Genomic DNA, 25,738 nt, shown 5'->3' on the forward strand with positions numbered 1-25,738 from the left:
GTACGGTTCCGATTGCGTGGTACTTTTAATTCTGTATAATTTGCCGCCTTTGGTATAATTCGATACCAAATTTTATTATCAACCACGTGTGGTGTCTGGCGAAACAGGGCTGGATAGCGACACGGCCTTAACTGAGGTTTCCCATGAAACAAGGTATCCACCCAAAATACGAAGAAGTTACTGCTAACTGCTCTTGCGGTAACGTGATCAAAATCCGCTCTACCGTGGGTCACGATCTGAACCTGGACGTTTGTGGCGAATGCCACCCGTTCTACACTGGCAAGCAGCGTGACGTTGCTACCGGTGGCCGCGTTGACCGCTTCAACAAGCGTTTCAGCGTGCCAGGCGCTAAGAAATAAGATTTCTTATTGTCAGATGAAAAAGGCGCCTTCGGCGCCTTTTTTCGTTTCTACCGTCTGCTTTCGCAGACCGGCGCTTAGTATTCCCAGGTATCGGGATCCACACCCAATTCACGCATCAACAGCTTCGCGGCTTCCGGGATTTCATCGCTGCGTTCTTTGCGCAGGTCTTCGTCGTTCGGCAGCGGCTGGCCGGTAAAGGCGTGCAGAAACGCTTCACACAGCAATTCGCTGTTGGTGGCGTGGCGCAGGTTATTGACCTGGCGACGGGTCCGTTCATCGGTGAGGATTTTCAGGACCTTCAGCGGAATGGATACCGTGATCTTTTTGACTTGCTCGCTTTTTTTACCGTGTTCAGCGTAAGGGCTGACATACTCGCCGTTCCACTCAGCCATGGGACACCTTAAATTTGTCAGAAAAATTACAAAATTCTAAAAACCGGCCAATTATGCCCGATCTTCACTGTTCTCACTAAATAAATGTCAATTATACGCGACCAAGGTCACTGAATGCGGACGATCAATAGGTGTCGCCTATGCATTCCGGGTTAACATCGTATCGTTATATCAAACCGGCATAATTTTAGCGGGTATTAGGGCATTGCTCAATCTATACGCAAAGAAGTTTAGATGTCCAGATGTATTGACGTCTATCCTCGCTGCGATTAATCTTTAGGCCTCATTCATCCGAATCCCGAGAGCCGAGCGACCCTATGACGCGTAAACCTGCCACGATTGCCGTACGTAGCGGCCTGAACGATGACGAACAGTACGGCTGCGTTGTTCCGCCGATCCACCTTTCCAGCACCTATAATTTTACCGACTTCAATCAGCCTCGCGCTCATGACTACTCGCGCCGCGGTAACCCGACGCGTGACGTGGTCCAGCGTGCGCTGGCGGAACTGGAAGGCGGTGCCGGTGCGGTGATGACCAGCAGCGGGATGTCGGCGATCCATCTGGTGACCACCGTATTGCTGCAGCCCGGCGATCTGCTGGTGGCGCCGCATGATTGCTACGGCGGCAGCTACCGGTTGTTCGATAGCCTCAGTAAGCGTGGCGCTTACCGCGTGCTGTTTGTCGATCAGGGGAATGAAGAGGCGCTGCAGCAGGCATTGGCGCAAAAGCCCAAGCTGGTGCTGATTGAAAGTCCAAGTAACCCGCTGCTGCGCGTGGTGGATATTGCGGCGATATGCGATGCGGCACACGCAGTGGGGGCCTTGACGGTGGTGGACAACACCTTCCTCAGCCCGGCGCTGCAGCAACCCATCGGGCTGGGTGCCGATCTGGTGGTGCATTCCTGCACCAAATATCTTAACGGCCATTCCGACGTGGTCGCAGGCGCGGTGATCGCCAAAGATAAAGATCTGGCGGTGGAGCTGGCGTGGTGGGCCAATAATATCGGCGTGACCGGCGGCGCGTTCGACAGCTATTTGTTGCTGCGCGGCATGCGTACCCTGTCGCCGCGTATCAAGGCGGCGCAACAAAACGCCGAAGCTATTGTCAGTTATTTACAGCAGCAACCCTTGGTGAAAAAGCTGTATCATCCTTCTCTGCCACAGAACCCTGGGCACGAGATTGCACGTCGTCAGCAACGCGGTTTTGGCGCGATGCTCAGCTTTGAACTGGACGGTGATGAAGCGCTATTGCGCCGTTTTCTGTCTGCCCTTGAGCTGTTTACTCTGGCAGAATCGTTGGGCGGCGTAGAAAGCCTGATCTCGCATGCAGCGACCATGACCCATGCAGGTATGGCGGCAGAAGCCCGTGCGGCGGCCGGTATTTCCGAGAGCCTGCTGCGTATCTCCGTGGGTATTGAAGACAGTGAAGATTTGATTGCCGATCTGGAACGTGCCTTCCAGGCGGCGGCAACGAGGTAAGCATGAATGCAATTGCGGTAGCAGGGCCTGTGAGCGGGCGTCAACTGCACAAGTTTGGCGGCAGCAGCCTGGCGGACGTGAAGTGTTATCTGCGGGTGGCCGGGATCATGGCCGAATACAGCCAGCCAGGCGACATGATGGTGGTGTCGGCTGCCGGCAGCACCACCAACCAACTGATTAGCTGGCTGAAGCTTAGTCAGAGCGATCGCCTTTCTGCGCATCAGGTTCAGCAGACGCTGCGTCGTTATCACAGCGATTTGATTAGCGGTCTGTTACCGCCGGAAACCGCTGAACCCTTGATCGCCGAGTTTATTCAGGATCTGGAGCGTCTGGCCGTGTTGCTGGACGAAAAGCTCGACGACGTCATCTATGCCGAGGTGGTTGGTCACGGCGAGATCTGGTCGGCGCGCCTGATGGCGGCGGTACTGAACAAGCTGGATATGCAGGCGGCCTGGTTGGACGCGCGCGATTTCCTGCGGGCGGAACGTGCTGCCCAGCCGCAGGTTGATGAAGGCCGTTCTTATCCTCTGCTGCAACAATTGCTGGCACAGCATCCGGGCAAACGCCTGGTGGTGACCGGTTTTATTTCACGTAACGACGCCGGTGAAACCGTGCTGTTAGGGCGTAACGGCAGTGACTATTCCGCCACGCAGGTCGGTGCGTTGGCCGGTGCGGAGCGCGTGACCATCTGGAGCGACGTGGCTGGGGTCTACAGCGCCGATCCCCGCAAGGTGAAAGACGCCTGCCTGCTGCCGCTGCTGCGCCTGGACGAAGCCAGTGAACTGGCGCGTTTGGCGGCTCCGGTGCTGCACACCCGTACTTTGCAACCGGTATCCGGCAGCGATATCGATCTTCAACTGCGTTGCAGTTATCAGCCGGAACAGGGTTCAACGCGTATCGAACGCGTGCTGGCCTCGGGCACCGGTGCGAAGATCGTCACCAGCCATGACGACGTGTGTTTGATTGAGCTGCAGGTTGCCAGTCAGCATGATTTTAAACTGGCACAGCAAGAGTTGGATTTGGTGCTTAAGCGCGCGCAGATCAAACCGCTGGCGGTAGGGGTTCATCCGGACCGCAGTCTGGTTCAGCTGTGCTACACCTCCGAAGTGGTGAACAGCGTCCTGCACACGCTGCAAAACGCGGGCCTGCCGGGTGAGCTGCAACTGCGCGAAGGCTTGGCGCTGGTAGCGCTGGTAGGTGCCGGCGTTTGTAAAAACCCGCTGCACAGCCATCGCTTCTATCAGCAACTGAAAGACCAGCCGGTAGAGTTTATCTGGCAGGCTGAAGACGGCATCAGCATGGTGGCGGTGCTGCGTCAGGGGCCAACCGCGCTGCTGATTCAGGGCCTGCATCAGACCCTGTTCCGCGCTGAAAAACGTATTGGTCTGGTGCTGTTCGGCAAAGGCAATATCGGCGCACGCTGGCTGGAGTTGTTTGCCCGCGAGCAGAAAAACATCTCCGCCCGCAGCGGCTTCGAATTCAGCCTGGCGGGCGTGGTGGACAGTCGCCGCAGCCTGCTCAATTACGACGGGCTGGACGCCAGCCGCGTATTGGCCTTCTTCGAGGACGAAGCGCAGGAACTGGACGAGGAGTCGTTGTTCTTGTGGATGCGCGCGCACCCGTTTGACGATCTGGTGGTGCTGGACGTGACCGCCAGTGAAAATCTGGCCGAGCAGTATCTGGACTTCGCCAGCTACGGTTTCCATGTGATCAGCGCCAACAAACTGGCGGGAGCGTCGTGCAGCGCCAACTATCGCCAAATTCGCGATGCCTTTGCCAAGACCGGCCGCCACTGGCTGTATAACGCTACCGTCGGTGCCGGTCTGCCGGTCAACCATACTGTACGCGATCTGCGCGACAGTGGTGACAGCATTCTGGCCATTAGCGGCATCTTCTCCGGTACGCTGTCCTGGCTGTTCCTGCAGTTCGACGGCACGGTGCCGTTCACCGACCTGGTGGATCAGGCCTGGCAACAGGGGCTGACAGAACCGGATCCCCGTGTCGATCTCTCCGGTCAGGATGTGATGCGCAAGCTGGTGATCCTGGCGCGCGAAGCGGGCTACGACATTGAGCCGAATCAGGTGCGGGTGGAGTCGCTGGTGCCTGCGGGCGCAGAGCTTGGCTCCGTGGATCAGTTCTTTGAAAATGGTGATGCGTTGAACCAACAGATGCTGCAGCGCTTTGAGGCCGCCAGTGAAATGGGGCTGGTGCTGCGCCATGTAGCGCGTTTCGATGCCAACGGCAAGGCGCGGGTCGGTGTTGAAGCGGTCCGCCCTGAACATCCGCTGGCGTCGTTGCTGCCTTGCGATAACGTATTCGCTATCGAAAGCCGCTGGTATCGTGACAATCCGCTGGTGATCCGTGGACCCGGGGCCGGGCGCGACGTCACTGCCGGGGCGATCCAGTCAGACCTTAACCGTTTGGCGCAGCTGCTTTAATCTTCTTGTGGGCGCGCATTCGTCGCGCCCCTCGTTTTTCCTGCCATAATTCTCTGTGTTGCGAACATGAAATTCCTTCTCTTAACGGGTGAGGATTAATCATCGTATTCCCCTCACTTTCCTGTTGACTCTTTAGCCAACATACGGCATTTTCTATCTAGACGTCTAAACGTATAGACGCTTATCAAAACAAGCAGAACAGCGATCGATAAGAGGCGGGCAGGGTATGAGTTTTTTCCACGCAAACCAGCGGGAAGCGCTGAATCAGAGTCTGGCGGAGTTAAACGGCCAGATTAACGTATCATTTGAATTCTTCCCGCCGCGCACCAGCGAGATGGAAGACACCCTGTGGCAATCCATTGACCGCCTGAGCAGCCTGAAGCCAAAATTTGTTTCCGTGACCTATGGCGCTAACTCCGGCGAGCGCGATCGCACCCACAGCATCATCAAAGGGATCAAGGATCGCACCGGTCTGGATGCGGCCCCACACCTGACCTGCATCGACGCCAGCCCGGCTCAGCTGCGTGAGATTGCGACCGATTACTGGAACAGCGGCATCCGGCATATAGTGGCACTGCGTGGCGACTTGCCACCGGGCAGCGGCAAGCCGGACATGTACGCGACCGATTTGGTGGCCTTGCTGAAGGAGGTCGGCGATTTCGATATCTCGGTTGCCGCTTACCCTGAAGTGCATCCGGAAGCGAAAAGCCCGCAGGCGGACCTGATTAACCTGAAACGTAAAATCGATGCCGGCGCCAACCGGGCGATTACCCAGTTCTTTTTCGATGTGGAAAGCTACCTGCGCTTCCGCGATCGTTGCGTCGCTACCGGCATTGATGTGGAAATCGTCCCGGGCATTCTGCCGGTATCCAACTTCAAGCAGCTGCAGCGTTTTGCCACCATGACCAACGTACGCGTACCGAGCTGGATGACCAGCATGTTTGAAGGGCTGGATGACGACGCGGAAACCCGCAAAATGGTCGGCGCCAATATCGCGATGGATATGGTGAAGATCCTCAGCCGCGAAGGGGTAAAGGATTTCCACTTCTATACGCTCAACCGTGCAGAGATGAGCTACGCCATTTGCCATACGCTGGGTGTGCGTCCGGTCGCGGCCTGATTCACTCTATTCATCATCATCGGGAAGGGCGCTGGGTCAATGCAGCGCCCTTTTTGTTGGGCGCAATTTCTTCCAATACCGCTACCGCTGCTGGGCAACCCGTTGAGATGAAGCATCCGTCAGCGAGGGATAAAAAAAAAGGCCCCTGCAAGCAGGAGCCGTGCTTTTGGCGCTTAACCTAGCCGGTATTGCGCATCCCGGCAGCAACGCCGGCAATGGTGACCATCAGCGCCTGCTCAACGCGGGCGTCCGGGTGCTCCTGCTGGCGCGAACGGTGCAGCAGCTCAGCCTGCAGGACGTTCAACGGGTCGGTGTACACGTTACGCAGCGCAATGGATTCGGCGATCCACGGCAGGTCTTCCATCAGGTGCGCGTCATTGGCGATGGTCAGCACCACCTTGATGTCGCTTTCCAACTGATCGCGCAGCTGCTGGCCCAGTGGCCACAGCGATTTGTCCACCAGGCGTTGGTCGTAATATTCCGCCAGCCACAGGTCGGCCTTGGCGAACACCATTTCCAGCATCGCAATACGGGTGGAGAAGAACGGCCAGTCGCGGCACATGGCTTCCAGCTGATCCTGCTTGCCGGCTTTTACCGCTTCCTGCAAACCGGCACCGGCGCCCAGCCAGGCCGGTAACATCAGACGGTTCTGCGTCCAGGCGAAGATCCACGGAATGGCGCGCAGGCTCTCTACGCCGCCGTTTGGCTTGCGCTTGGCAGGGCGGGAGCCCAGCGGCAGTTTGCCCAGCTCCAGTTCCGGCGTTGCGGCGCGGAAATAAGGCACAAAATCCGGGTTTTCGCGCACGTAGCCACGGTACATTTTGCATGAGGTGTCTGACAGCTCATCCATCAGCGTACGCCACTCTTTTTTCGGCTCTGGCGGCGGCAGCAGGTTGGCTTCCAGGATAGCACCGGCATACAGCGCCAGGCTGCTGATGGTGACTTCCGGCAGACCGAATTTGAAGCGGATCATCTCGCCTTGCTCGGTCACGCGCAGGCCGCCTTTCAGGCTGCCCGGCGGTTGCGACAGCAGTGCCGCATGCGCAGGTGCGCCGCCGCGGCCAATCGAACCGCCACGGCCGTGGAACAGAGTCAGCGCTACGCCGGCCTTTTCGCAGGTTTTGATCAGTGCGTCTTGAGCGCGGTATTGCGCCCAGGAGGCGGCCATCACCCCGGCGTCTTTCGCCGAGTCGGAATAGCCGATCATCACCATCTGTTTGCCCTGGATAAAGCCGCGATACCAGTCAATATTCAGCAACTGGGTCATCACGTCGTCGGCGTTATTCAGGTCGTCGAGAGTTTCGAACAGCGGCGCGACCGGCAGCGGGAACGGACAACCGGCTTCTTTCAGCAGCAGGTGAACCGCCAGCACGTCCGAAGGCGTGCGCGCCATGGAGATCACGTAGGCGGCAATCGAGCCTTCTGGCGCCTCGGCGATCACCCGGCAGGTTTCCAGCACTTCCTGGGTGTCGGCGCTCGGTTCCCACTTCAACGGGACCAGCGGGCGTTTGGAATTCAGTTCACGGATCAGGAACGCCTGCTTGTCGGCTTCTGACCAGCTTTCGTAGTCGCCAAGGCCCAGGTAGCGGGTCAGTTCGGCGATGGCTTCGGTGTGGCGCGTGCTTTCCTGGCGAACGTCGATGCGTACCAGCGGCACACCAAAGCAGCGCACGCGACGCAGGGTATCCAGTAATTGGCCGTTGGCGATGATGCTCATGCCGCAGGCCTGCAGCGACTGGTAACAGGCGAACAGCGGTTCCCACAGCTGTTCGTTATTCACCAGCAGATCGTGCGGCTTCAGCACGCGCTCGCCTTTAAGGCGGCCTTCCAGATAGGCCTGAGAGCTCATCAACTGGCTGCGTAGCTGCTTCATGATTTCGCGGTACGGCTCTTGAACCTCGTCACCACCGGCCCGGGCGCGCAGTTCCGGAGTACATTCGGTCATCGACAGTTCGGACACCAGCACCTGAATATCGCGGGTGAACAGATCGCAGGCTTTCCAGCGGCTCAGCAGCAGCACGTGGCGGGTGATCTCGGCCGTGACGTTCGGGTTGCCGTCGCGGTCACCGCCCATCCAGGACGTGAAACGCACCGGCACCGCCTCCGCCGGCAGGCTGTAATCGATGGAATTTTCCAGCTGTTCGTTGAATTCGCGCAGGAAGGCAGGGACCCCTTCCCACAGGCTGTTTTCCACCACCGCAAAGCCCCACTTGGCTTCGTCAACCGGGGACGGACGGTGTTTGCGGATCTCGTCGGTATGCCACGATTGAGCCACCAACTGACGCAGGCGGCGCATGATCTTGTTGCGCTCGTAGTCGGCCAGATCGTTATGGTCGAGCTGGCTGAGGCAGGTGTTCACCTCTACCAGTTTGTGGATCAGGGTGCGGCGGGTGATTTCCGTCGGGTGCGCAGTCAGCACCAGCTCGATAGAAAGTTGAGACACCGCATTCTGCAGCTCTTTGGTGCTGAGCTTTTTGTCTTTCAGCCGGGTGAACAGTTGAGCCAGCGCTTCCGGGTTGCTGGCGGCTTCACCGTTGGGTGAAATGCTGTGGTACTGCTCGGCGGTATTGGTCAGATTGAGAAACTGACTGAAGGCGCGTGCGACCGGCAGCAACTCGTCGTTGGACAGGTTTTGCAAGGTGGAAAGCAGCTCCTGACGGTGCGCTTCATTGCCTGCACGTGAAGATTTGGAAAGCTTACGGATAGTTTCAACGCGATCGAGAATATGCTCGCCCAGAGCTTCTTTGATGGTATCGCCGAGCAATTTGCCGAGCATACTGACATTACTTCGCATTGCCGAATATTGTTCGTTCATATAACCCCTGACCCAATTCTGTATTTACCCTTCATCTTTCAAGCCACAGCGGTGTTGGCTTCGCGCTCTCACCCCGTTCACTTGGTTGATCCAAGCTCCCGGGGATTCAAGCGTTCGCCGCCTAGCTGCAACTTGAAATCTATTGGGTAGATGATTTTTATCTTGTAAGTAAATTTCACGTGTCAGGCGAAGAGCGCCTGTTTTATCTCGCCACGTTCCTGTCCAATCGTCAATTGACACTATTTTTAGCAAAAAAACATCAAAATCGGCGCATTTTCTGAAATTTAATTACGGCACGCCGGTTATCAGTCTGGCTTATTTCATTGGTTTAATACGTATTTTGAGGTAGGGGAAATGATAAATCATAACCCCTACTTTGTATCAGGTTTATTGACGGCAGAAATGATCGACCAATTGGCCCAGCAGTTTGCGCGTGGGTTCGATAAAGCCGATATCGATGTATTCATCCGGCTGATGCGCTTGGTCGATAGAGCCGGGGCCCAGTACCAGGGTCGGACAGACCTGCTGGACGAACGGCGCCTCGGTGCAATAGTTGACCACCTGTGTACGGGTGCCCAGCAGTTTCTCAATCACCGCCACCATCTGATGATCGGTCGGACACTCGTAGCCCGGTACCGAGGCATGCAGTTCTTCAATGCTCAGGCGGCCCGGCCAGCGTTGGCTGATGGGTTCCAGCGTTTGGTGCATCAGTTCGTTGATATTGTCGAGCGTCATGCCCGGCAGCGGACGGATATCCAGATGCAGTTCACAGCAGGCGCAGATGCGGTTAGCGGCATCGCCGCCGCTGATATGGCCGAAGTTCATGGTGGGATAAGGCACGGCGAATGCCGGGTTGTTGTAGCGCTCCTGCAGCGTTTTACGCAGCTCCATCAAACGGCCGATGGTGTCATGCATCAGATCGATGGCGTTCACGCCGCGCGCCGGGTCGCTTGAATGGCCAGATTGGCCGACAATGCGAATGGCGTTGGCCATATGGCCTTTGTGCGCACGCACCGGCTGCAATGAGGTCGGTTCGCCGATAATCGCGAAGTCAGGGCGGATGCTGGTCGAGGCGGCGAAGTAACGTGCGCCGGCCATCGTCGTTTCTTCATCTGCGGTGGCCAAAATGTACAGCGGCTTGGTCAGCTGGCTGGCATCGATGTCACGCACCGCATCCAAAATAAAGGCAAAGAAGCCCTTCATGTCGGCGGTACCCAGTCCATACAGCTTATTGTCGTGCTCGGTCAGGGTGAAAGGATCGCGTGTCCAACGGCCTTCATCATAAGGCACGGTATCGGTGTGGCCCGCCAGCAGCAGGCCGCCACTGCCTTCGCCAATGCTTGCCAGCAGGTTGAATTTGTTGCGGCTGTCCGGCACCGGCTGCACGTCGACGCGGAAACCCAAATCGGCAAACCAGCCGGCCAGCAAGTTGATTAACGCTTCATTACTCTGATCGAGGGCACCATCGGTGGCGCTGATCGACGGAGTGGCGATCAACGCCCGGTACAGCTCAATAAATGGAGGTAATTTCATCTTCACTGTTGACAGCCTTTGGTTAGGTTGGTATCAATATTCATGCAGTTATTGTGAATAAAAATACAGTAAGCTGGAGCGTAAGGGAACCCGATTCCCGGATGATTATAAAAACATCAACGCTCGACCTCGTGGGTGAACGGCGAAACAACGCTGGTGAGCCTGGAAACCTGAGTCGAAAACGACCAAACGCAAGTCAAGAAGGTGAAAGGCCCCATGTTGAATACGCTGATTGTCGGTGCCAGCGGTTATGCCGGAGCGGAGCTCACGGCGTACCTTAATCGTCACCCACACATGAACATAACCGCTTTAGCGGTTTCAGCGCAAAGTGCAGATGCAGGAAAATTGCTTTCCGATTTGCACCCTCAGTTAAAAGGCATCGTTGATCTGCCGTTGCAACCACTGGTTGACGTTGCGAAAGCGGCTGAAGGTATCGACGTGGTGTTTTTGGCCACGGCGCATGAGGTCAGCCACGATATCGCGCCAGCGTTCCTGGCCGCCGGTTGCGTGGTGTTCGATCTTTCCGGTGCATTCCGCGTAAAAGATACCGCTTTCTACAGCCAGTACTACGGTTTTGAACATCAGCATGCCGAGCTGCTGGAGCAGGCGGTATATGGCCTGGCGGAGTGGCAGAGCGACGAAATCAAACAGGCGCAGCTGATAGCCGTGCCAGGCTGTTACCCAACGGCAGCGCAGCTGGCACTGAAACCGCTGATCGACCAAGGTTTGCTGAACCTCGACCAGTGGCCGGTCATCAACGCCACTAGCGGCGTTAGCGGCGCGGGCCGCAAGGCCAGCGTCACCACCAGCTTCTGTGAAGTGAGCCTGCAGCCGTACGGGATTTTCAACCACCGTCATCATCCGGAAATCGTCGCGCATCTGGGAGCGCCGGTCATTTTTACGCCACATTTGGGTAACTTCCCGCGTGGTATTCTCGAAACCATCACCTGTCGCCTTAAAGCCGGCGTGACCGCGCAGGACGTGGCCGCCGTTTATCACGCTGCCTATGACGACAAACCGCTGGTGCGGCTGTACGACAAAGGCGTGCCGGCGCTGAAGTCAGTGGTTGGGTTGCCGTTTTGCGATATCGGCTTTGCTGTGCAGGGCGAACACCTGATTGCCGTGGCGGTGGAAGACAACCTGTTGAAAGGCGCAGCCGCCCAGGCGGTGCAATGCCTGAATATCCGTTTTGGGTTCCCGGAAACCCAGTCATTACTTTAATAAATCACCAGCGTGGGATGTAAACAGCGATGAACCCGTTAATTATCAAGTTAGGTGGCGTGTTATTAGACAGTGAAGAAGCGCTGGAGCGTTTGTTTACCGCGCTGGACAGCTACCGCCAGCAGCATCAGCGCCCACTGGTTATCGTCCACGGCGGCGGTTGCGTGGTGGACGAACTGATGAAGCAGCTTTCCCTGCCGGTGGTGAAGAAAAATGGGCTGCGGGTTACCCCGGCCGATCAGATCGACATTATCACCGGCGCACTGGCCGGTACGGCCAACAAAACCTTGCTGGCATGGGCGATCAAACACCAGATTAATGCCGTAGGCCTGAGCCTGGCGGACGGCGGCAGCGTCACCGTCACCCCGCTCGATCCGGCGCTTGGCCACGTAGGCAACGCGCAGCCGGGGTCGCCAGCGTTGCTCAATACCCTGCTGGGTGCCGGCTACCTGCCGGTGATCAGCTCTATCGGTATTACCGCCGATGGGAAGTTAATGAATGTAAACGCCGATCAGGCGGCGACCGCGTTGGCCGCCACGCTGGGTGCGGATTTGATCCTGCTGTCGGATGTCAGTGGCATCCTCGACGGAAAAGGGCAGCGCATCGCAGAAATGACGGCGCAAAAAGCGGAACAACTGATTGCCCAGGGCATCATCACTGATGGTATGGTGGTGAAGGTGAATGCGGCGCTCGATGCGGCCCGCACCCTCGGTCGCCCGGTAGATATCGCCAGTTGGCGCCATGCCGATCAGCTTCCTGCACTGTTTAACGGCGTGTCGATTGGCACCCGGATCCTCGCTTAAATTTAGAATTAAAAAGGAAAAGACCATGCAAAACCAAGGCATCAAAAAAATCGTTCTGGCGTACTCTGGCGGCCTGGATACTTCGGCCATCATTCCCTGGCTGAAAGAAAACTACGGCGGCTGCGAAGTGGTGGCATTCGTGGCAGATATCGGCCAGGAGCGCAGCGATCTGGAAGGCGTGGAGCAAAAAGCCCTGCAATCCGGTGCCTCTGAGTGTCACGTTGTTGATCTGCGTGAAGAATTCATCAGTGATTATGTTTACCCCGTGCTGCAAACCGGTGCTCTGTATGAAGGCAGCTACCTGCTGGGGACCTCAATGGCCCGTCCGATCATCGCCAAGGCGCAGGTTGAGCTGGCGCTGAAGGTCGGTGCTGACGCGCTGTGCCACGGCGCAACCGGTAAAGGTAACGACCAGGTGCGTTTCGAAACCACCTATACCGCACTGGCGCCGCACCTGAAAGTGGTAGCCCCTTGGCGCGAGTGGAACCTGCGTTCCCGTGAAGCGCTGCTGGACTACCTGAAAGAGCGCAACATCCCGACCACGGCGTCGCTGGAAAAAATCTACAGCCGTGACGAAAACGCCTGGCATATCTCTACCGAAGGCGGCGTGCTGGAAAGCCCGTGGAATGCACCGAATAAAGACTGCTGGGTCTGGACCGTCGATCCGCAGGAAGCTCCGGATCAGCCAGAGCAGGTGACTGTCACCGTCGAGAAAGGTCGGGTAGTGGCGGTAAACGGCGAAGCGTTGAGCCCGTACAAATGCCTGGAAACCCTGAACGTGCTGGGCGCCAAACATGGTGTGGGCCGTATCGATATCGTGGAAAACCGTTTGGTGGGTATCAAATCCCGCGGTTGCTACGAAACCCCGGGTGGCACCATCATGGTGGCGGCACTGCGTGGCGTTGAGCAGCTGGTTCTGGATCGCGATAGCTTCAAATGGCGTGAGCAGCTGGGCCTGGAAATGGCTTACGTAGTGTACGATGGCCGTTGGTTCGCGCCGCTGCGTCGTTCACTGCAAGCATCTGCTGAGGCACTGGCCGAAGAAGTGAACGGCGAAGTGGTGCTGCAGCTGTACAAAGGCCAGGTAACGGCAATTCAGAAGAAATCTGCCAATAGCCTGTACTCTGAAGAGTTCGCCACCTTTGGCGAAGACGAAGTTTACGATCACAGCCATGCCGGTGGCTTTATCCGCCTGTTCTCGCTCTCTTCACGCATCCGTGCACTGAACGAGAAAAAGAACAAGTAACTTTATTGATTATTCGGCGTGACTTGATAAGGGCGCAGCGTGCTGCGCCCTTATTCGCATAAAATTCAGGAGTAAGGTATGGCACTTTGGGGCGGACGGTTCAGTCAGGCGGCAGATCAGCGGTTCAAGCAGTTAAATGATTCTTTGCGCTTCGATTATCGCCTGGCGGAACAGGACATCGTAGGGTCAGTGGCCTGGTCGAAAGCGCTGGTGACCGTCAACGTATTGACGGCGACCGAGCAGCAACAGCTGGAACAGGCGTTGAGCGTGCTGTTGGAAGAGGTACAGGCCGATCCGCAGGCGATTGTCAGCAGCGATGCGGAAGATATTCACAGCTGGGTGGAGCAAAAGCTGATCGACAAGGTCGGCGATCTCGGTAAAAAGCTGCACACCGGCCGTAGCCGTAACGATCAGGTCGCGACCGATCTGAAATTGTGGTGCAAACACCAAATTGGTGAACTGCATCAGGCCATCGTGCAACTGCAACAGGCGCTGGTGGAAACCGCCGAAGCCAACCAGGATGCGGTGATGCCGGGTTATACCCACCTGCAGCGTGCGCAGCCGGTGACCTTCGCGCACTGGTGTCTGGCCTATGTTGAAATGCTGGCGCGTGATGAAAGCCGCCTGCAGGATACGCTGAAACGCCTGGACGTCAGCCCGCTGGGCAGTGGCGCACTGGCCGGCACTGCGTACCCGATCGACCGTGAGCAATTGGCCGGTTGGCTGGGCTTTGCTTCGGCAACCCGTAATAGCCTGGACAGCGTTTCGGATCGTGACCACGTGCTGGAACTGTTGTCTAACGCCTCCATCAGCATGGTGCACCTGTCGCGCTTTGCCGAAGACCTGATCTTCTTCAACAGCGGCGAAGCGGCCTTTGTCGATCTGTCCGACCGCGTGACTTCCGGCTCCTCGCTGATGCCGCAGAAGAAAAACCCGGATGCGTTGGAGCTGATCCGCGGTAAATGCGGGCGTGTACAGGGTGCATTGACGGGCATGATGATGACGCTGAAAGGCCTGCCGCTGGCGTACAACAAAGATATGCAGGAAGACAAGGAAGGGCTGTTCGACGCGTTGGATACCTGGATGGACTGTCTGCAGATGGCGGCGCTGGTGCTGGATGGCATCCAGGTGAAACGTCCGCGTTGTAAGGAAGCGGCAGAGCAGGGTTACGCCAATTCGACCGAACTGGCGGATTATCTGGTCGCCAAAGGCGTGCCATTCCGTGAGGCGCACCATATCGTCGGTGAGGCGGTGGTAGAGGCGATTCGCCAGGGTAAGGCGTTGGAAGCCCTGCCGTTGGCTGATTTGCAGAAATTCAGCGCGGTGATTGGCGACGACGTATACCCAATTCTGGCACTTCAATCATGCCTGGATAAACGTTCCGCCAAGGGGGGCGTATCTCCTCAACAGGTCGCCAGTGCGATCGCCGCAGCGAAACAGCGTTTGGCTTGAGTGGCGTAAGGGCAGCCCGGTGCTGCCCTTTATCGATTATCTCGCCAGCCGTGCGCAAAGATAGCGGTTCAGGCTGACGCCTTCCTCTATAGCGTTGATCGCCAGACGTCGATGTTGTTCCGGTGTCATACGCAATACCAGTTTGCCGCTGAAAACTCTCTCGGCCAGCGCCTGTGGCGGTGTTTCAGGTCATTGATCATCTCGCTAACCTGTTTTTCAATACCTTCAAGCGCTGCGGTACGCGTTGCGGCAAGCAGCAAGCGACAAGAGTGGAATTCGAAGCGCAAAAAAAAACCGGGCACGAAGGCCCGGTGGGGATAGATAGCAGGGGGAAGAACTACTCGCCCGGACAGCGTTGGCAGCGTTCCGCCTCGGCTTCGCCCAGTTTCAGTTTTGACTGCAAGTCACGCAGTGCGGTTCGCAGGCCTTCTTCGATCACCGGGTGATAGAACGGCATGTCCAGCATCTGGTTGATGGTCATTTTCTGCTGATGCGCCCAGGCTAACAGATGAGCAATGTGCTCGACATCCGGCCCCATCATTTCTGCGCCGAGGAAACGCCCGGTACCTTGTTCGCCGTAGACGTGCAGGATGCCTTTATTACGCAGCATCACCCGTGAACGGCCCTGATTTTCGAATGACACTTCACCGATTTCGAAACAGCCGCAGGCGCTGAATTTTTCATTCAGCTCGCGGAAGGTGGAACCGACCATGGCGATCTGCGGATCGGAAAATACCACCGAGATCGCACTGCGGCGCAGGCCCGGGGTCACTTCCGGGAAGCTCCCGGCGTTGGTTCCGGCAATGCGCGCCTGATCGCTGGCTTCGTGCAATAACGGCAGCTGGTTGCTGGCGTCACCGGCGATAAAGATATGCGGCACGTTGGTTTGCATCGTCAGACGATCGGCCTGAGGCACGCCCCTGGCATCGAGCACCAGACGGGTGTTCTCAAGACCCAGATTATCGACGTTCGGTCGACGACCGGTGGCAGCCAGGACGTAATCCACCATGATCTCCTGCGGTAAGCCGTTCAGACCCTGATAGCGGATAAAGACCTTGTCGCCTTCGCGCTGCATCATGTCCACTTTCACATCGGCATCAAGATAGAACTCTTCGCCCAACGCTTTGGCGGCATAATTGCGTACCGTACTATCGGTTAGCGGCCCGACGGCACCACCAACGCCAAATACTTTGGTTTCGACGCCGAGGCGATGCAGCGCCTGCCCCAGCTCCAGGCCAATTACGCCAGGCCCGAACACGGCCACCGAGTCTGGCAAATCAGTCCAGTTGAACACGTCATCATTGACAATCAAGCGGTCGCCCAGCGCATTCCATGCTGCCGGCCAGCTTGGGCGGGAACCGGTGGCGATAACGATGCGTTGCGCCACAATGCGGGTGTGATCGTCCACCTGCAAAGTATTGTCGTCGATGAAACGGGCATAACCCTGAATTTTGTCGGTGGCCGGGATTTCGTCGACACCTTCCAGTACGAAGCCGACGAAACGGTCGCGCTCGCGTTTAACACGGTCCATGACTTCACGGCCGTTAATGGTAGTTTTTCCGGCGGGATACACGCCAAAACCCGGTGCCCGCTCGATTTGATGCACCGCCTCGGCGGCGGCAATCAGCAATTTTGATGGCATGCAGCCAACGCGGGCACAGGTGGTGCCATAAGCTCCGCCTTCGATCATCACCACGCTTGGGGTGGCAAGCTTGGCGGCGCGATAGGCGCCCAGACCGGCGGTGCCGCCGCCGATGACCGCGACGTCAACATTCAACTGTTTCATATCCGCTCCTGAAAGCTAAAAAAAGGGCGGGCCGAAGCCCGCCAAAAGTTCACGTTGGCTTTGTTATTACTTATAAATCAGGCTGACAGGAAGTTTTCCAGGTCATCGCTGCCGCCGATATGACGGCCGCCGATGAAGACCTGAGGTACGGTTGCACGGCCGGTGACGGCGCGCAGGCTAACGGTGGTGGCGTCCTGACCCAGTACGATCTCTTCATACTGGATGCCACGTTCCTGCAGCATTTGTTTGGCTTTGGCGCAGAATGGGCAGCCCGGTTTGGTGAACAGGGAAACCGACTCCTGCACTTTGAATTCCGGAGCCAGGTATTTCAGCATGGTGTCGGCGTCAGACACTTCAAACGGGTCGCCCGGCTTGTTAGGTTCGACGAACATTTTTTCCACCACGCCGTTGCGCACCAGCATGGAATAACGCCATGAGCGCGGGCCAAAGCCCAGATCCGCTTTCTCGACCAGCATGTCCATGCCTTTGGTGAACTCGCCGTTGCCGTCTGGAATGAAGGTGATGTTCTCTGCGTGCTGATCGGCCTTCCAGGCGTTCATAACGAAGGTGTCGTTCACTGAAACGCACAGAATGCTGTCAACGCCGTGTTGTTTGAATACGCTGGACAGTTCGTTGTAGCGTGGCAGATGACTGGAAGAACAGGTTGGGGTAAACGCGCCCGGCAGTGAAAACACGATGACGGTTTTGTCTTTGAACAGGTCGTCGGTGGTGACGTCAATCCATTGGTCGCCCTGACGGGTGTGGAAGGTAACCTGAGGGACTTTTTTGCCTTCTTGACTGGTAAACATGAATTAACCCCTTAATTAGGAAAAATAATTTTTAGCTGTTAGCGCGGTATCGCTTCGTTGGGTGACATTATTGACGTCGGGGCTTGATAGATCTAATCGCTCATTGCTATCTTATCTATCGCCATGAGCTATCGTGGTCTGGAGGGAAACAATGAATATTCGTGATTTAGAGTACCTGGTCGCTTTGGCCGAGCACCGGCATTTCCGCCGTGCCGCCGATTCTTGCCATGTTAGCCAACCCACGCTGAGTGGGCAGATCCGTAAGCTGGAAGACGAACTGGGTGTGATGCTGCTCGAACGTACCAGTCGCAAGGTGTTATTCACCCAGGCGGGCCTGTTGCTGGTGGAACAGGCGCGTACCGTGCTGCGCGAAGTCAAAGTTCTGAAAGAGATGGCCAGCCAGCAAGGTGAAGCCATGTCGGGGCCGCTGCATATCGGCCTGATCCCCACCGTCGGGCCTTATCTGCTGCCGCAGATCATTCCTACGCTGCACAAAACCTTTCCCAAGCTGGAAATGTACCTGCATGAAGCGCAAACCCAACAGCTATTGGCACAGCTTGACAGCGGTAAACTTGACTGCGCCATTCTGGCGCTGGTGAAAGAAACAGAAGCCTTTATTGAAGTGCCGCTGTTTGACGAACCGATGAAGCTGGCGGTGTATTCCGATCATCCATGGTCGCAGCGTGACCGCGTGGCGATGCCGGATCTGGCCGGTGAAAAGTTGTTGATGCTGGAAGATGGCCACTGTCTGCGCGATCAGGCGATGGGCTTTTGTTTCCAGGCCGGGGCTGACGAAGATACTCATTTCCGGGCGACCAGCCTGGAAACGCTGCGTAATATGGTTGCAGCGGGTAGTGGGATCACTTTGCTGCCTTCACTGGCGGTACCGCCGCAGCGTGAGCGCGACGGCGTGTGTTACCTGGACTGCTTCAAACCTGAACCCAAGCGCACCATTGCGCTGGTGTACCGCCCCGGCTCCCCATTGCGCAGTCGTTATGAGCAATTGGCCGAGGCGATCCGCGAGCACATGCAAAGCTACATGGGCACCACGTTAAAACAGGCGGTTTAAGCCGTTCAGCGCTGCCACCCGGTAGGCTTCGGCCATGGTCGGATAGTTGAAGGTCGTATTAACGAAGTATTCGATAGTATTGCCTTCACCTTTCTGTTCCATGATCGCCTGGCCGATGTGGATGATCTCTGCCGCACGCTCGCCGAAGCAGTGGATCCCAAGGATCTGCAGGGTGTCGCGATGGAACAGGATCTTCAGGCTGCCGACGTTCATGCCGGCAATTTGCGCGCGGGCCAGATGCTTGAACTGTGCACGACCCACTTCATACGGCACTTTCATCGCCGTCAATTCCTGCTCGGTTTTACCGACGGAGCTGATTTCCGGAATGGTGTAGATACCGGTCGGGATGTCTTCAATCAAATGTCCGCTGGCTTCGCCGGAGGAAATCGCCTGTGCGGCAATGCGGCCCTGATCGTAGGCGGCAGATGCCAGACTCGGGTAGCCAATCACGTCACCCACGGCATAAATGTGCGGCAGCGCGGTCTGGTACATGCTGTTCACTTTCAGCAGGCCACGGCTGTCTGATTCCAGACCGACGTTCTCCAGCCCCAGCGAGTCGGTATTACCGGTGCGGCCGTTGGCGTACAGCAGGCAATCGGCCTTCACTTTCTTGCCGGATTTCAGGTGAACAATCACGCCGTCTTCAGTGCCTTCGATCTTCTCGAACTCTTCGTTGTGGCGGATCACCACGCCGTTGTTCCAGAAGTGATATGACAGCGAGTCCGACATTTCCTGGTCGAGGAACGCCAGCAGACGATCGCGGGTGTTGATCAGATCCACCTTCACGTTCAAACCGCGGAAGATAGATGCATATTCACAGCCGATCACCCCGGCGCCATAGATGATGACGTGGCGCGGTTCGTGGTTCAGTTCGAGAATGGAATCACTGTTATAAATACGCGGATGGTTAAAATCGACGCTCGACGGGTTGTACGGGCGTGAGCCGCAGGCAATAACGATGTGATCGGCGCGGATGGTGTCCTGGGTGCCGTCCATATAGCTGACGCTAACGGTGTTGGCGTCGATAAAGCGCGCATCGCCGGCAAACAGCTTGCACTGGTTGCGCTCATAGAATCCCTGACGCATCCGGGTTTGCTGATTAATGACGTTATCGGCGTGGCGTAAAATGTCAGGGAATGTCGCGCTGAGCGTGCGTGAATTGTTATAAAGCGGGTTCTGGTTGAATTCGATAATGCGGCTAACGGCGTGGCGGAGGGCTTTGGATGGGATAGTGCCCCAATGGGTACATCCACCGCCTACGTTATTGTACCGTTCTATCACGGCCACGCGGGCGCCCTGTTTCACCAACCCCATAGCGGCACCTTCACCACCTGGGCCCGAGCCAATGACTATGGCATCAAATTGATAGTGCTGTTGCATAGGGGAGAGACCTGTCTTATACAAAATTACAACGGTATCTTAACATCATAGCGCTGAGTGCCCAATCACCATTAGGCTTTTTGAGGCAAAGCACAAATGGTGCAGGCTGAAACTGTGACAGGGCGCGTTTGTATAAATGCTGTTGCAATAAAATTTGCTATATTGCCGGGTCTACGGCGTTAGACTGAGAAAATGGATCTTATCTGGATATGCATATGGGCGTCAGAGCACAACAAAAAGAACGGACTCGTCGTTCCCTCATCGAAGCGGCCTTCAGCCAACTGAGCGCTGAACGCAGCTTTGCCAGTCTGAGCCTGCGCGAGGTCTCGCGTGAAGCGGGCATCGCGCCGACGTCATTTTATCGCCACTTCCGTGATGTGGACGAGCTGGGGTTAACCATGGTGGATGAGAGCGGCCTGATGCTGCGTCAACTGATGCGGCAGGCGCGGCAGCGTATCGCCAAGGGGGGCAGCGTGATCCGCACCTCGGTCTCCACCTTTATGGAGTTTATCGGCAATAATCCCAACGCCTTCCGCCTGCTGTTGCGTGAACGCTCCGGGACCTCGGCGGCCTTTCGTGCGGCGGTGGCGCGTGAGATCCAACATTTTATCGCCGAACTGGCGGATTACCTCGAGCTGGAAAACCATATGCCGCGCAGTTTCACCGAAGCGCAGGCGGAAGCTATGGTCACCATCGTTTTCAGCGCCGGTGCTGAAGCGCTGGATATCGACATCGATCAACGGCGTCGGCTCGAAGAGCGCTTAGTGTTGCAACTGCGGATGATTTCCAAAGGCGCTTATTATTGGTATCGCCGCGAACAAGAAAAAACTTCTGTATCCCACGTATAAAAAGGTAGAAAGCGATGGAAAAACCAGGCCGTGAGAATGGCACCTTACTGCTGGCGTTGATTGCCGGCCTTTCAATCAACGGTTCGTTCGCCGCGCTGTTCAGCTCGGTGGTGCCGTTTTCGATTTTCCCGATTATTGCTTTGGTGTTGGCGGTGTATTGCCTGCATCAACGGTATCTGCACCGCGCGATGCCGGATGGCATACCTAAGCTGGCGGCGGCGACCTTCCTGCTTGGGGTGCTGCTGTACAGTGCGATAGTGCGTGCCGAATACCCGCAGATCGGCTCTAACTTCCTGCCGGCGATTATTTCCGTGGCGCTGGTGTTCTGGATTGGCATGAAGCTGAAGGCGCGCAAGGCGCTGGATGAGAATACCCCGGCGTAAGGGGAAAACCAGGGGCGCAGCAAGCGCGGCGCCCCTGTGAGATTAAACGCGTTTTTCCAACAGTACGCCGCATTCCATGTGATGGGTATACGGGAACTGATCGAACAATGCCAGACGGCTGATTTGATGAGTTTCCTGCAACGTCTCCAGATTGGCGCACAGCGTTTCCGGGTTGCATGAGATATACAAAATTCGCGGATAAGCCTGCACCATTTTTACCGTTTCATCATCCAGTCCGCTGCGCGGCGGATCGACAAAAATGGTTTCGCAGTTATAGCTGCTCAGATCGATACCCTTCAAACGATTAAACTCGCGTACTCCGTTCATCGCCTGGGTAAAATCTTCCGCCGCCATGCGGATAATCTGTACGTTGTCGATATGATTGGCGGCAATGTTGTACTGCGCCGCGGCAACGGAAGGCTTGGCGATTTCAGTGGCCAGCACCCGCTCGAAGTTACGCGCCAGCGCCAGGGAGAAGTTGCCGTTGCCGCAATACAGCTCCAGCAGATCGCCTTTAGAGCCGGCGGTCACGTCCAGCGCCCATTCCAGCATCTGTATGTTCATCGCCGCATTCGGCTGGGTGAAGCTGTTTTCCACCTGACGGTAAATCATGTCGCGGCCGGCGACCGGCAGGACTTCATCGACGTAATCCTGATCCAGCATGATTTTCATCTTCGACGCACGACCAATCAACTGCAGGTCAAAGCCCTGGGCGCGGAGATCATCCCGCAGCTTTTCTGCCTGCTGCTGCCAGGCGTCGTCCAGCTTACGGTGATACAGCAGCGAGGCGATGATTTTGCCGCTGCGAGTCGACAGGTAATCAATCTGGAACAGCTTGCGGCGCAAAATAGGATCCGGCTTGATGGCGGCGATCAGTGCGCTCATCAGGCGGTTAATCAATTCGCTGGCGGCAGGAAACTGCTCGACGCGGATGCGTTGCTTGGTCTGCTGGTCAAACATGATGTGGTACATCTCGTCTTCATCATGCCAGATGCGGAATTCTGCGCGCATGCGGTAGTGTTCGACTTGCGAGCGGAACACTTCCGGCTCGGGTGCCGTGAACGGTGACATCAGCGTCTTCAGCCGGGCAGTTTTTTCCGCCAGTTGGTCATCGTAACGTTCAATAGGCAAATTCTCGGGCGTCATGTTTCTTCTCGTCAGGCAAATTTGATCAGCGGGGATTGTAGGGAATCAGTCCGTGAAGTCCAGTTTTGTCGTGTTTATTATTTGTAACATTGATAGCAGTCTAGACATCTATTTACATTGATCGTAGCATTGTCGTCCGGCCTCAAGCAGTGAGTGAAAAGGGAATCCGGTGTGAATCCGGAGCTGACGCGCAGCGGTAAGGGGAAGTCACGGCGATAGCGTTTTACGCAGACACTGTCCATTGCAGGACGGGAAGTCATCGCCCGGTGCTGGTAGCTAAGAGGCCGCCCGCAACTCCCAAGCCCGAAGACCTGCCGGTGTTACGTCGCAATGTCCGTGGCCGTCGCGAAATACCGGCCATGATCCTGCGGCATCCGCCAATTAAGTTTGGATGCTTTTTCATGACAATTACAAAAAATACGCTGCTGGCGGTGGTTTCTTCCGTCACGGCTTTTTCTGGCTGGGCGCAAGACAACACCACAGCGAATAACAGCGAAAATCTGGTGGTTTCCGCCAACCGCTTCCCGCAGCCGGTTTCTTCCGTGCTGGCACCCACTTCCGTCGTCACCCGTGATGAAATCGACCGCTGGCAGGCAAAAAGCCTGACCGATGTGATGCGCCGTCTGCCGGGTGTAGACGTTGGGCAGAACGGTGGCCTGGGGCAAAAAAGCTCGCTGTTCATTCGCGGCACCAATTCCAGCCATGTGCTGGTGCTGATCGACGGTATCCGTCTTAATCAGGCCGGTATCAGCGGCTCTTCCGATCTCAGCCAGATCCCGATTTCGCTGGTGCAGAAAGTTGAATATATTCGTGGCCCACGTTCGGCGGTTTATGGCTCCGATGCCATCGGCGGCGTGGTTAACATTATTACCACCCGCGAAAAGAACGGCACTACGCTTTCCGCCGGTGTGGGGTCTAACGGCTACCAGGCCTATGACGCGTCTACTCAACAACAGCTGGGTGACAGCACGGTTGCCACGGTCGCCGGTAACTACACCTATACCAAAGGTTATGATGTGGTGGCCTATGGCAGCACCGGCATGCAAAGCCAGCAGGATCGCGACGGCTTTATGAGCAAGTCGTTGTACGGCGCTGTTGATCATCAGTTCAACGAGGCTATCAGCGGTTTTGTTCGTGGTTACGGTTACGATAACCGCACGGCTTACGACGCGTATTACTCTTCGCCTACCAGCGCGCTGGTCGATACCCGCAAACTCTATAGTCAAACCTGGGATACCGGCCTGCGTTATAAGGAAGGCATCTACGCGACGCAGTTGATTGGCAGCTATAGCCACAGCAAGGATTATGATTACGATCCTCGTCGCGGCATGTATGACAGCTCAGCCAGCCTGGTGGACTCCGAGCAGTACAACCTGCAATGGGGAAATACTCTTCAGGTAGGTCAGGGTACGGTCAGTTCGGGGATTGACTGGCAGCATCAGCAAATCAAGCCAGACTCCACCACGGTTAACGGTGAAAAAACCCAACGCAACGCCGGTGTTTATCTGACTGCGCAGCAGTTGGTCGGGCCGGTCACTCTGGAAGGGGCGGTTCGCGGCGACGATCATTCCGAATTTGGCTGGCATGGCACTTGGCAAACCAGCGCGGGCTGGGAGTTTATAGAAGGTTACCGTTTCATCGCCTCCTACGGCACGGCATTCAAAGCCCCTAATATGGGTCAGCTGTATGGCAACTTCGGCAATAATACCGATCTGAAACCGGAAGAAAGCAAACAGTGGGAAGGGGGCTTTGAAGGTTTGACCGGGCCGGTAACCTGGCGCGTGTCCGGCTACCGCAACGATATTGATAACCTGATTGATTCCACCGGCGAGACCAACTACGTCTATTACAATGTTGGCAAGGCCACAATTAAAGGTATTGAAGCTACAGCTTCATTCGACACGGGTCCGTTAACCCATCACATTGGTTACGACTATGTCGATCCGCGTAATGCCAAAACCAATGAAGTGCTGCTGCGCCGTGCCAAACAGCAGGTGAAGTATGAGCTGGATTGGCAGGTCTATGATTTTGACTGGGCAGTGACCTATCAATACCTGGGTGAGCGTTATGATAAAGACTACAGCACCTATCCAGAGCAAAGCGTCAAACTTGGCGGTGTCAGCCTGTGGGATCTCGCAGTTTCGTATCCGGTCACATCTCATCTGACAGTTCGTGGTAGAATCGCCAACCTGTTTGATAAAGATTATGAGACGGCTTATGGCTACGCTACTCCAGGAAGAGAATACTACCTCACTGGAAGCTATACCTTCTAACACCCCTGCTACGGCCCGTCCGACGGTGCTGGTATTTGATTCCGGCGTCGGCGGGTTATCGGTGTATCAAGAGGTTCGGCAACTGCTGCCGGACCTCCACTATATATACGCCTTCGATAATGTGGCGTTTCCCTACGGCGAGAAATCCGAAGAGTTTATTGTTGAGCGCGTGCTGGAGATTGTCAGCGCGGTGCAGCAACGGCATCCTCTGGCGATAGTCATCATCGCTTGTAACACGGCCAGTACGGTCTCCCTGCCGGCCCTGCGCGAACGCTTTACCTTCCCGGTTGTCGGCGTGGTGCCTGCCATCAAGCCTGCTGCCCGCCTGACCGCCAATGGTGTGGTGGGCCTGCTGGCTACCCGCGGTACCGTACAGCGTACTTATACCCATGAGCTGATCGCCCGTTTCGCTACCGATTGCAAGATCGAGCTGCTTGGCTCCTCTGAGCTGGTGGAACTGGCAGAAGCCAAGCTGCATGGTGAAGCCGTACCGCTGCCGGCGCTGAAGAAAATTCTCCATCCATGGCTGAGCATGCGCGAGCCGCCGGATACCGTGGTACTCGGTTGCACCCATTTCCCTTTATTAGCAGAAGAGCTAATGCAGGTGTTGCCTGAGGGAACTCGACTGATCGATTCCGGCGCGGCGATTGCCCGTCGTACCGCATGGCTGATTTCGACGCAGGAAAATCTGGTGTCGACGCAGGAAGAGAATCTGGCGTATTGCATGGCGTTAAATGAAGATACTGACGCTTTATTGCCCGTTCTACAGGGATATGGCTTTAAATCGTTGAAAAAACTGCCTCTTTAAGGCTGTTTTGGTTAAATGTTCAACGGTCGGAAAAAATATTGAAATTAGGGGTTGCGGCCTTCTGAGAACTCCCTATAATGCGCCTCCACTGACCGGGAACAACGACTCCTCTAACGAGAACCAGTCGCCCAGCCAGGAAGAAGCAAGCCGGTGAAAGCACCGTTTCTTAATAAGAAAAAAGCTTGACTCTTCAGCGGGAAAGCGTAATATGCACCTCCCGCGTTACCGAGAAACATCTTAGTAACGAACGCTCTTTAACAATTTATCAGACAATCTGTGTGGGCACTCCACAAGACGATATCCAGAACCTTCGGGTTCAAAAAAATATCAAGTCTTGAAGAGTGACCAAGCAGTAATTCATTTAGTTGAATTATTA

At 56.2% G+C, this 25,738-nt stretch carries 21 protein-coding genes and 1 riboswitch; of the genes, 13 read left to right on the forward strand and 8 right to left on the reverse strand.

Features of this window, described 5'->3' with window-relative positions:
* Positions 1 to 143 precede the first annotated feature (143 nt).
* Complete coding sequence (gene rpmE / locus AAZT04_RS24585) at positions 144 to 359, forward strand: 50S ribosomal protein L31 (RefSeq protein WP_012147462.1); 216 nt, start codon at positions 144 to 146, stop codon at positions 357 to 359.
* A gap of 77 nt (positions 360 to 436) precedes the next feature.
* Here the strand turns inward: rpmE and metJ are convergent, their stop codons facing one another.
* Positions 437 to 754 carry a met regulon transcriptional regulator MetJ gene (gene metJ / locus AAZT04_RS24590; RefSeq protein WP_012147461.1) on the reverse strand — a complete coding sequence of 106 codons (318 nt, stop codon included), beginning with the start codon at positions 752 to 754 and terminating at the stop codon, positions 437 to 439.
* A 317-nt stretch (positions 755 to 1,071) separates the two neighbouring features.
* Between metJ and metB the strand changes: the two genes are divergently transcribed.
* From metB to metF, 3 genes are all read left to right on the forward strand, one after another.
* Positions 1,072 to 2,232, forward strand: coding sequence for a cystathionine gamma-synthase (gene metB / locus AAZT04_RS24595; protein ID WP_020837533.1), 1,161 nt, complete (start codon positions 1,072 to 1,074; stop codon positions 2,230 to 2,232).
* 2 nt (positions 2,233 to 2,234) lie between these two features.
* Positions 2,235 to 4,670: a bifunctional aspartate kinase/homoserine dehydrogenase II gene (locus AAZT04_RS24600; RefSeq protein WP_020837532.1), complete on the forward strand. Its 2,436-nt coding sequence runs from the start codon at positions 2,235 to 2,237 to the stop codon at positions 4,668 to 4,670.
* A 226-nt stretch (positions 4,671 to 4,896) separates the two neighbouring features.
* Positions 4,897 to 5,790, forward strand: coding sequence for a methylenetetrahydrofolate reductase (gene metF, locus AAZT04_RS24605; protein ID WP_020837531.1), 894 nt, complete (start codon positions 4,897 to 4,899; stop codon positions 5,788 to 5,790).
* A 178-nt stretch (positions 5,791 to 5,968) separates the two neighbouring features.
* On the opposite strand, the gene ppc is transcribed toward metF, so the two are convergent.
* Entirely contained in the window at positions 5,969 to 8,605 is a 2,637-nt protein-coding gene (ppc, locus tag AAZT04_RS24610; RefSeq protein ID WP_046374890.1) for a phosphoenolpyruvate carboxylase, read from the reverse strand.
* A 387-nt stretch (positions 8,606 to 8,992) separates the two neighbouring features.
* On the reverse strand, positions 8,993 to 10,138 hold the full coding sequence (gene argE / locus AAZT04_RS24615; protein ID WP_048762363.1) for an acetylornithine deacetylase: 1,146 nt from the start codon (positions 10,136 to 10,138) through the stop codon (positions 8,993 to 8,995).
* A gap of 216 nt (positions 10,139 to 10,354) precedes the next feature.
* Between argE and argC the strand changes: the two genes are divergently transcribed.
* From argC to argH, 4 genes are all read left to right on the forward strand, one after another.
* On the forward strand, positions 10,355 to 11,359 hold the full coding sequence (gene argC, locus AAZT04_RS24620; RefSeq protein WP_048762362.1) for an N-acetyl-gamma-glutamyl-phosphate reductase: 1,005 nt from the start codon (positions 10,355 to 10,357) through the stop codon (positions 11,357 to 11,359).
* A gap of 29 nt (positions 11,360 to 11,388) precedes the next feature.
* Positions 11,389 to 12,162: an acetylglutamate kinase gene (gene argB, locus AAZT04_RS24625; protein WP_020837527.1), complete on the forward strand. Its 774-nt coding sequence runs from the start codon at positions 11,389 to 11,391 to the stop codon at positions 12,160 to 12,162.
* Between the two features lie 25 nt (positions 12,163 to 12,187).
* A complete protein-coding gene (locus AAZT04_RS24630; protein WP_020837526.1) occupies positions 12,188 to 13,408 on the forward strand; it encodes an argininosuccinate synthase in 1,221 nt (406 codons plus the stop codon).
* Positions 13,409 to 13,486: 78 nt separating this feature from the next.
* A complete protein-coding gene (argH, locus tag AAZT04_RS24635; RefSeq protein ID WP_020837524.1) occupies positions 13,487 to 14,860 on the forward strand; it encodes an argininosuccinate lyase in 1,374 nt (457 codons plus the stop codon).
* A gap of 36 nt (positions 14,861 to 14,896) precedes the next feature.
* Here argH and AAZT04_RS24640 read toward each other — a convergent pair whose 3' ends face one another.
* The 3 genes from AAZT04_RS24640 to AAZT04_RS24650 form a co-directional block, all read right to left on the reverse strand.
* On the reverse strand, positions 14,897 to 14,989 hold the full coding sequence (locus AAZT04_RS24640) for a toxin-antitoxin system HicB family antitoxin (protein WP_242498866.1): 93 nt from the start codon (positions 14,987 to 14,989) through the stop codon (positions 14,897 to 14,899).
* Positions 14,990 to 15,197: 208 nt separating this feature from the next.
* A complete protein-coding gene (locus AAZT04_RS24645) occupies positions 15,198 to 16,646 on the reverse strand; it encodes a dihydrolipoyl dehydrogenase (protein ID WP_115060810.1) in 1,449 nt (482 codons plus the stop codon).
* 77 nt (positions 16,647 to 16,723) lie between these two features.
* Positions 16,724 to 17,455 (reverse strand): glutathione peroxidase, encoded by a 732-nt coding sequence (locus AAZT04_RS24650; RefSeq protein ID WP_048762356.1) that lies wholly within the window; start codon positions 17,453 to 17,455, stop codon positions 16,724 to 16,726.
* A gap of 151 nt (positions 17,456 to 17,606) precedes the next feature.
* Between AAZT04_RS24650 and oxyR the strand changes: the two genes are divergently transcribed.
* The gene (gene oxyR, locus AAZT04_RS24655; RefSeq protein ID WP_020837516.1) at positions 17,607 to 18,524 is read left to right on the forward strand and encodes a DNA-binding transcriptional regulator OxyR; all 918 of its coding nucleotides are present in this window, start codon (positions 17,607 to 17,609) and stop codon (positions 18,522 to 18,524) included.
* Here oxyR and sthA read toward each other — a convergent pair.
* A complete protein-coding gene (sthA, locus tag AAZT04_RS24660) occupies positions 18,507 to 19,904 on the reverse strand; it encodes a Si-specific NAD(P)(+) transhydrogenase (protein ID WP_020837515.1) in 1,398 nt (465 codons plus the stop codon). The genes oxyR and sthA overlap by 18 nt on opposite strands.
* Positions 19,905 to 20,119: 215 nt before the next feature.
* On the opposite strand from sthA, the gene fabR reads away from it, so the two are divergent.
* Both fabR and AAZT04_RS24670 read left to right on the forward strand, forming a co-directional pair.
* The gene (gene fabR, locus AAZT04_RS24665) at positions 20,120 to 20,752 is read left to right on the forward strand and encodes an HTH-type transcriptional repressor FabR (protein WP_020837514.1); all 633 of its coding nucleotides are present in this window, start codon (positions 20,120 to 20,122) and stop codon (positions 20,750 to 20,752) included.
* Positions 20,753 to 20,766: 14 nt separating this feature from the next.
* Positions 20,767 to 21,135, forward strand: a complete 369-nt coding sequence (locus AAZT04_RS24670; protein ID WP_020837513.1) for a YijD family membrane protein — start codon at positions 20,767 to 20,769, stop codon at positions 21,133 to 21,135.
* A 42-nt stretch (positions 21,136 to 21,177) separates the two neighbouring features.
* Here AAZT04_RS24670 and trmA read toward each other — a convergent pair whose 3' ends face one another.
* The gene (gene trmA, locus AAZT04_RS24675) at positions 21,178 to 22,281 is read right to left on the reverse strand and encodes a tRNA (uridine(54)-C5)-methyltransferase TrmA (protein ID WP_020837512.1); all 1,104 of its coding nucleotides are present in this window, start codon (positions 22,279 to 22,281) and stop codon (positions 21,178 to 21,180) included.
* Between the two features lie 124 nt (positions 22,282 to 22,405).
* A riboswitch (cobalamin riboswitch) is annotated at positions 22,406 to 22,614 on the forward strand.
* Positions 22,615 to 22,682: 68 nt separating this feature from the next.
* On the opposite strand from trmA, the gene btuB reads away from it, so the two are divergent.
* Positions 22,683 to 24,554: a TonB-dependent vitamin B12 receptor BtuB gene (gene btuB / locus AAZT04_RS24680; protein WP_115060808.1), complete on the forward strand. Its 1,872-nt coding sequence runs from the start codon at positions 22,683 to 22,685 to the stop codon at positions 24,552 to 24,554.
* Complete coding sequence (murI, locus tag AAZT04_RS24685) at positions 24,499 to 25,362, forward strand: glutamate racemase (RefSeq protein ID WP_044554936.1); 864 nt, start codon at positions 24,499 to 24,501, stop codon at positions 25,360 to 25,362. The genes btuB and murI overlap by 56 nt, the downstream gene beginning before the upstream one ends.
* Positions 25,363 to 25,738: the final 376 nt, after the last annotated feature.

Origin of the sequence: Serratia sp. Je.1.23.a (assembly GCF_051129805.1) — a bacterium.
In the GTDB taxonomy this organism is placed as follows: Bacteria; Pseudomonadota; Gammaproteobacteria; order Enterobacterales; family Enterobacteriaceae; genus Serratia; species Serratia liquefaciens.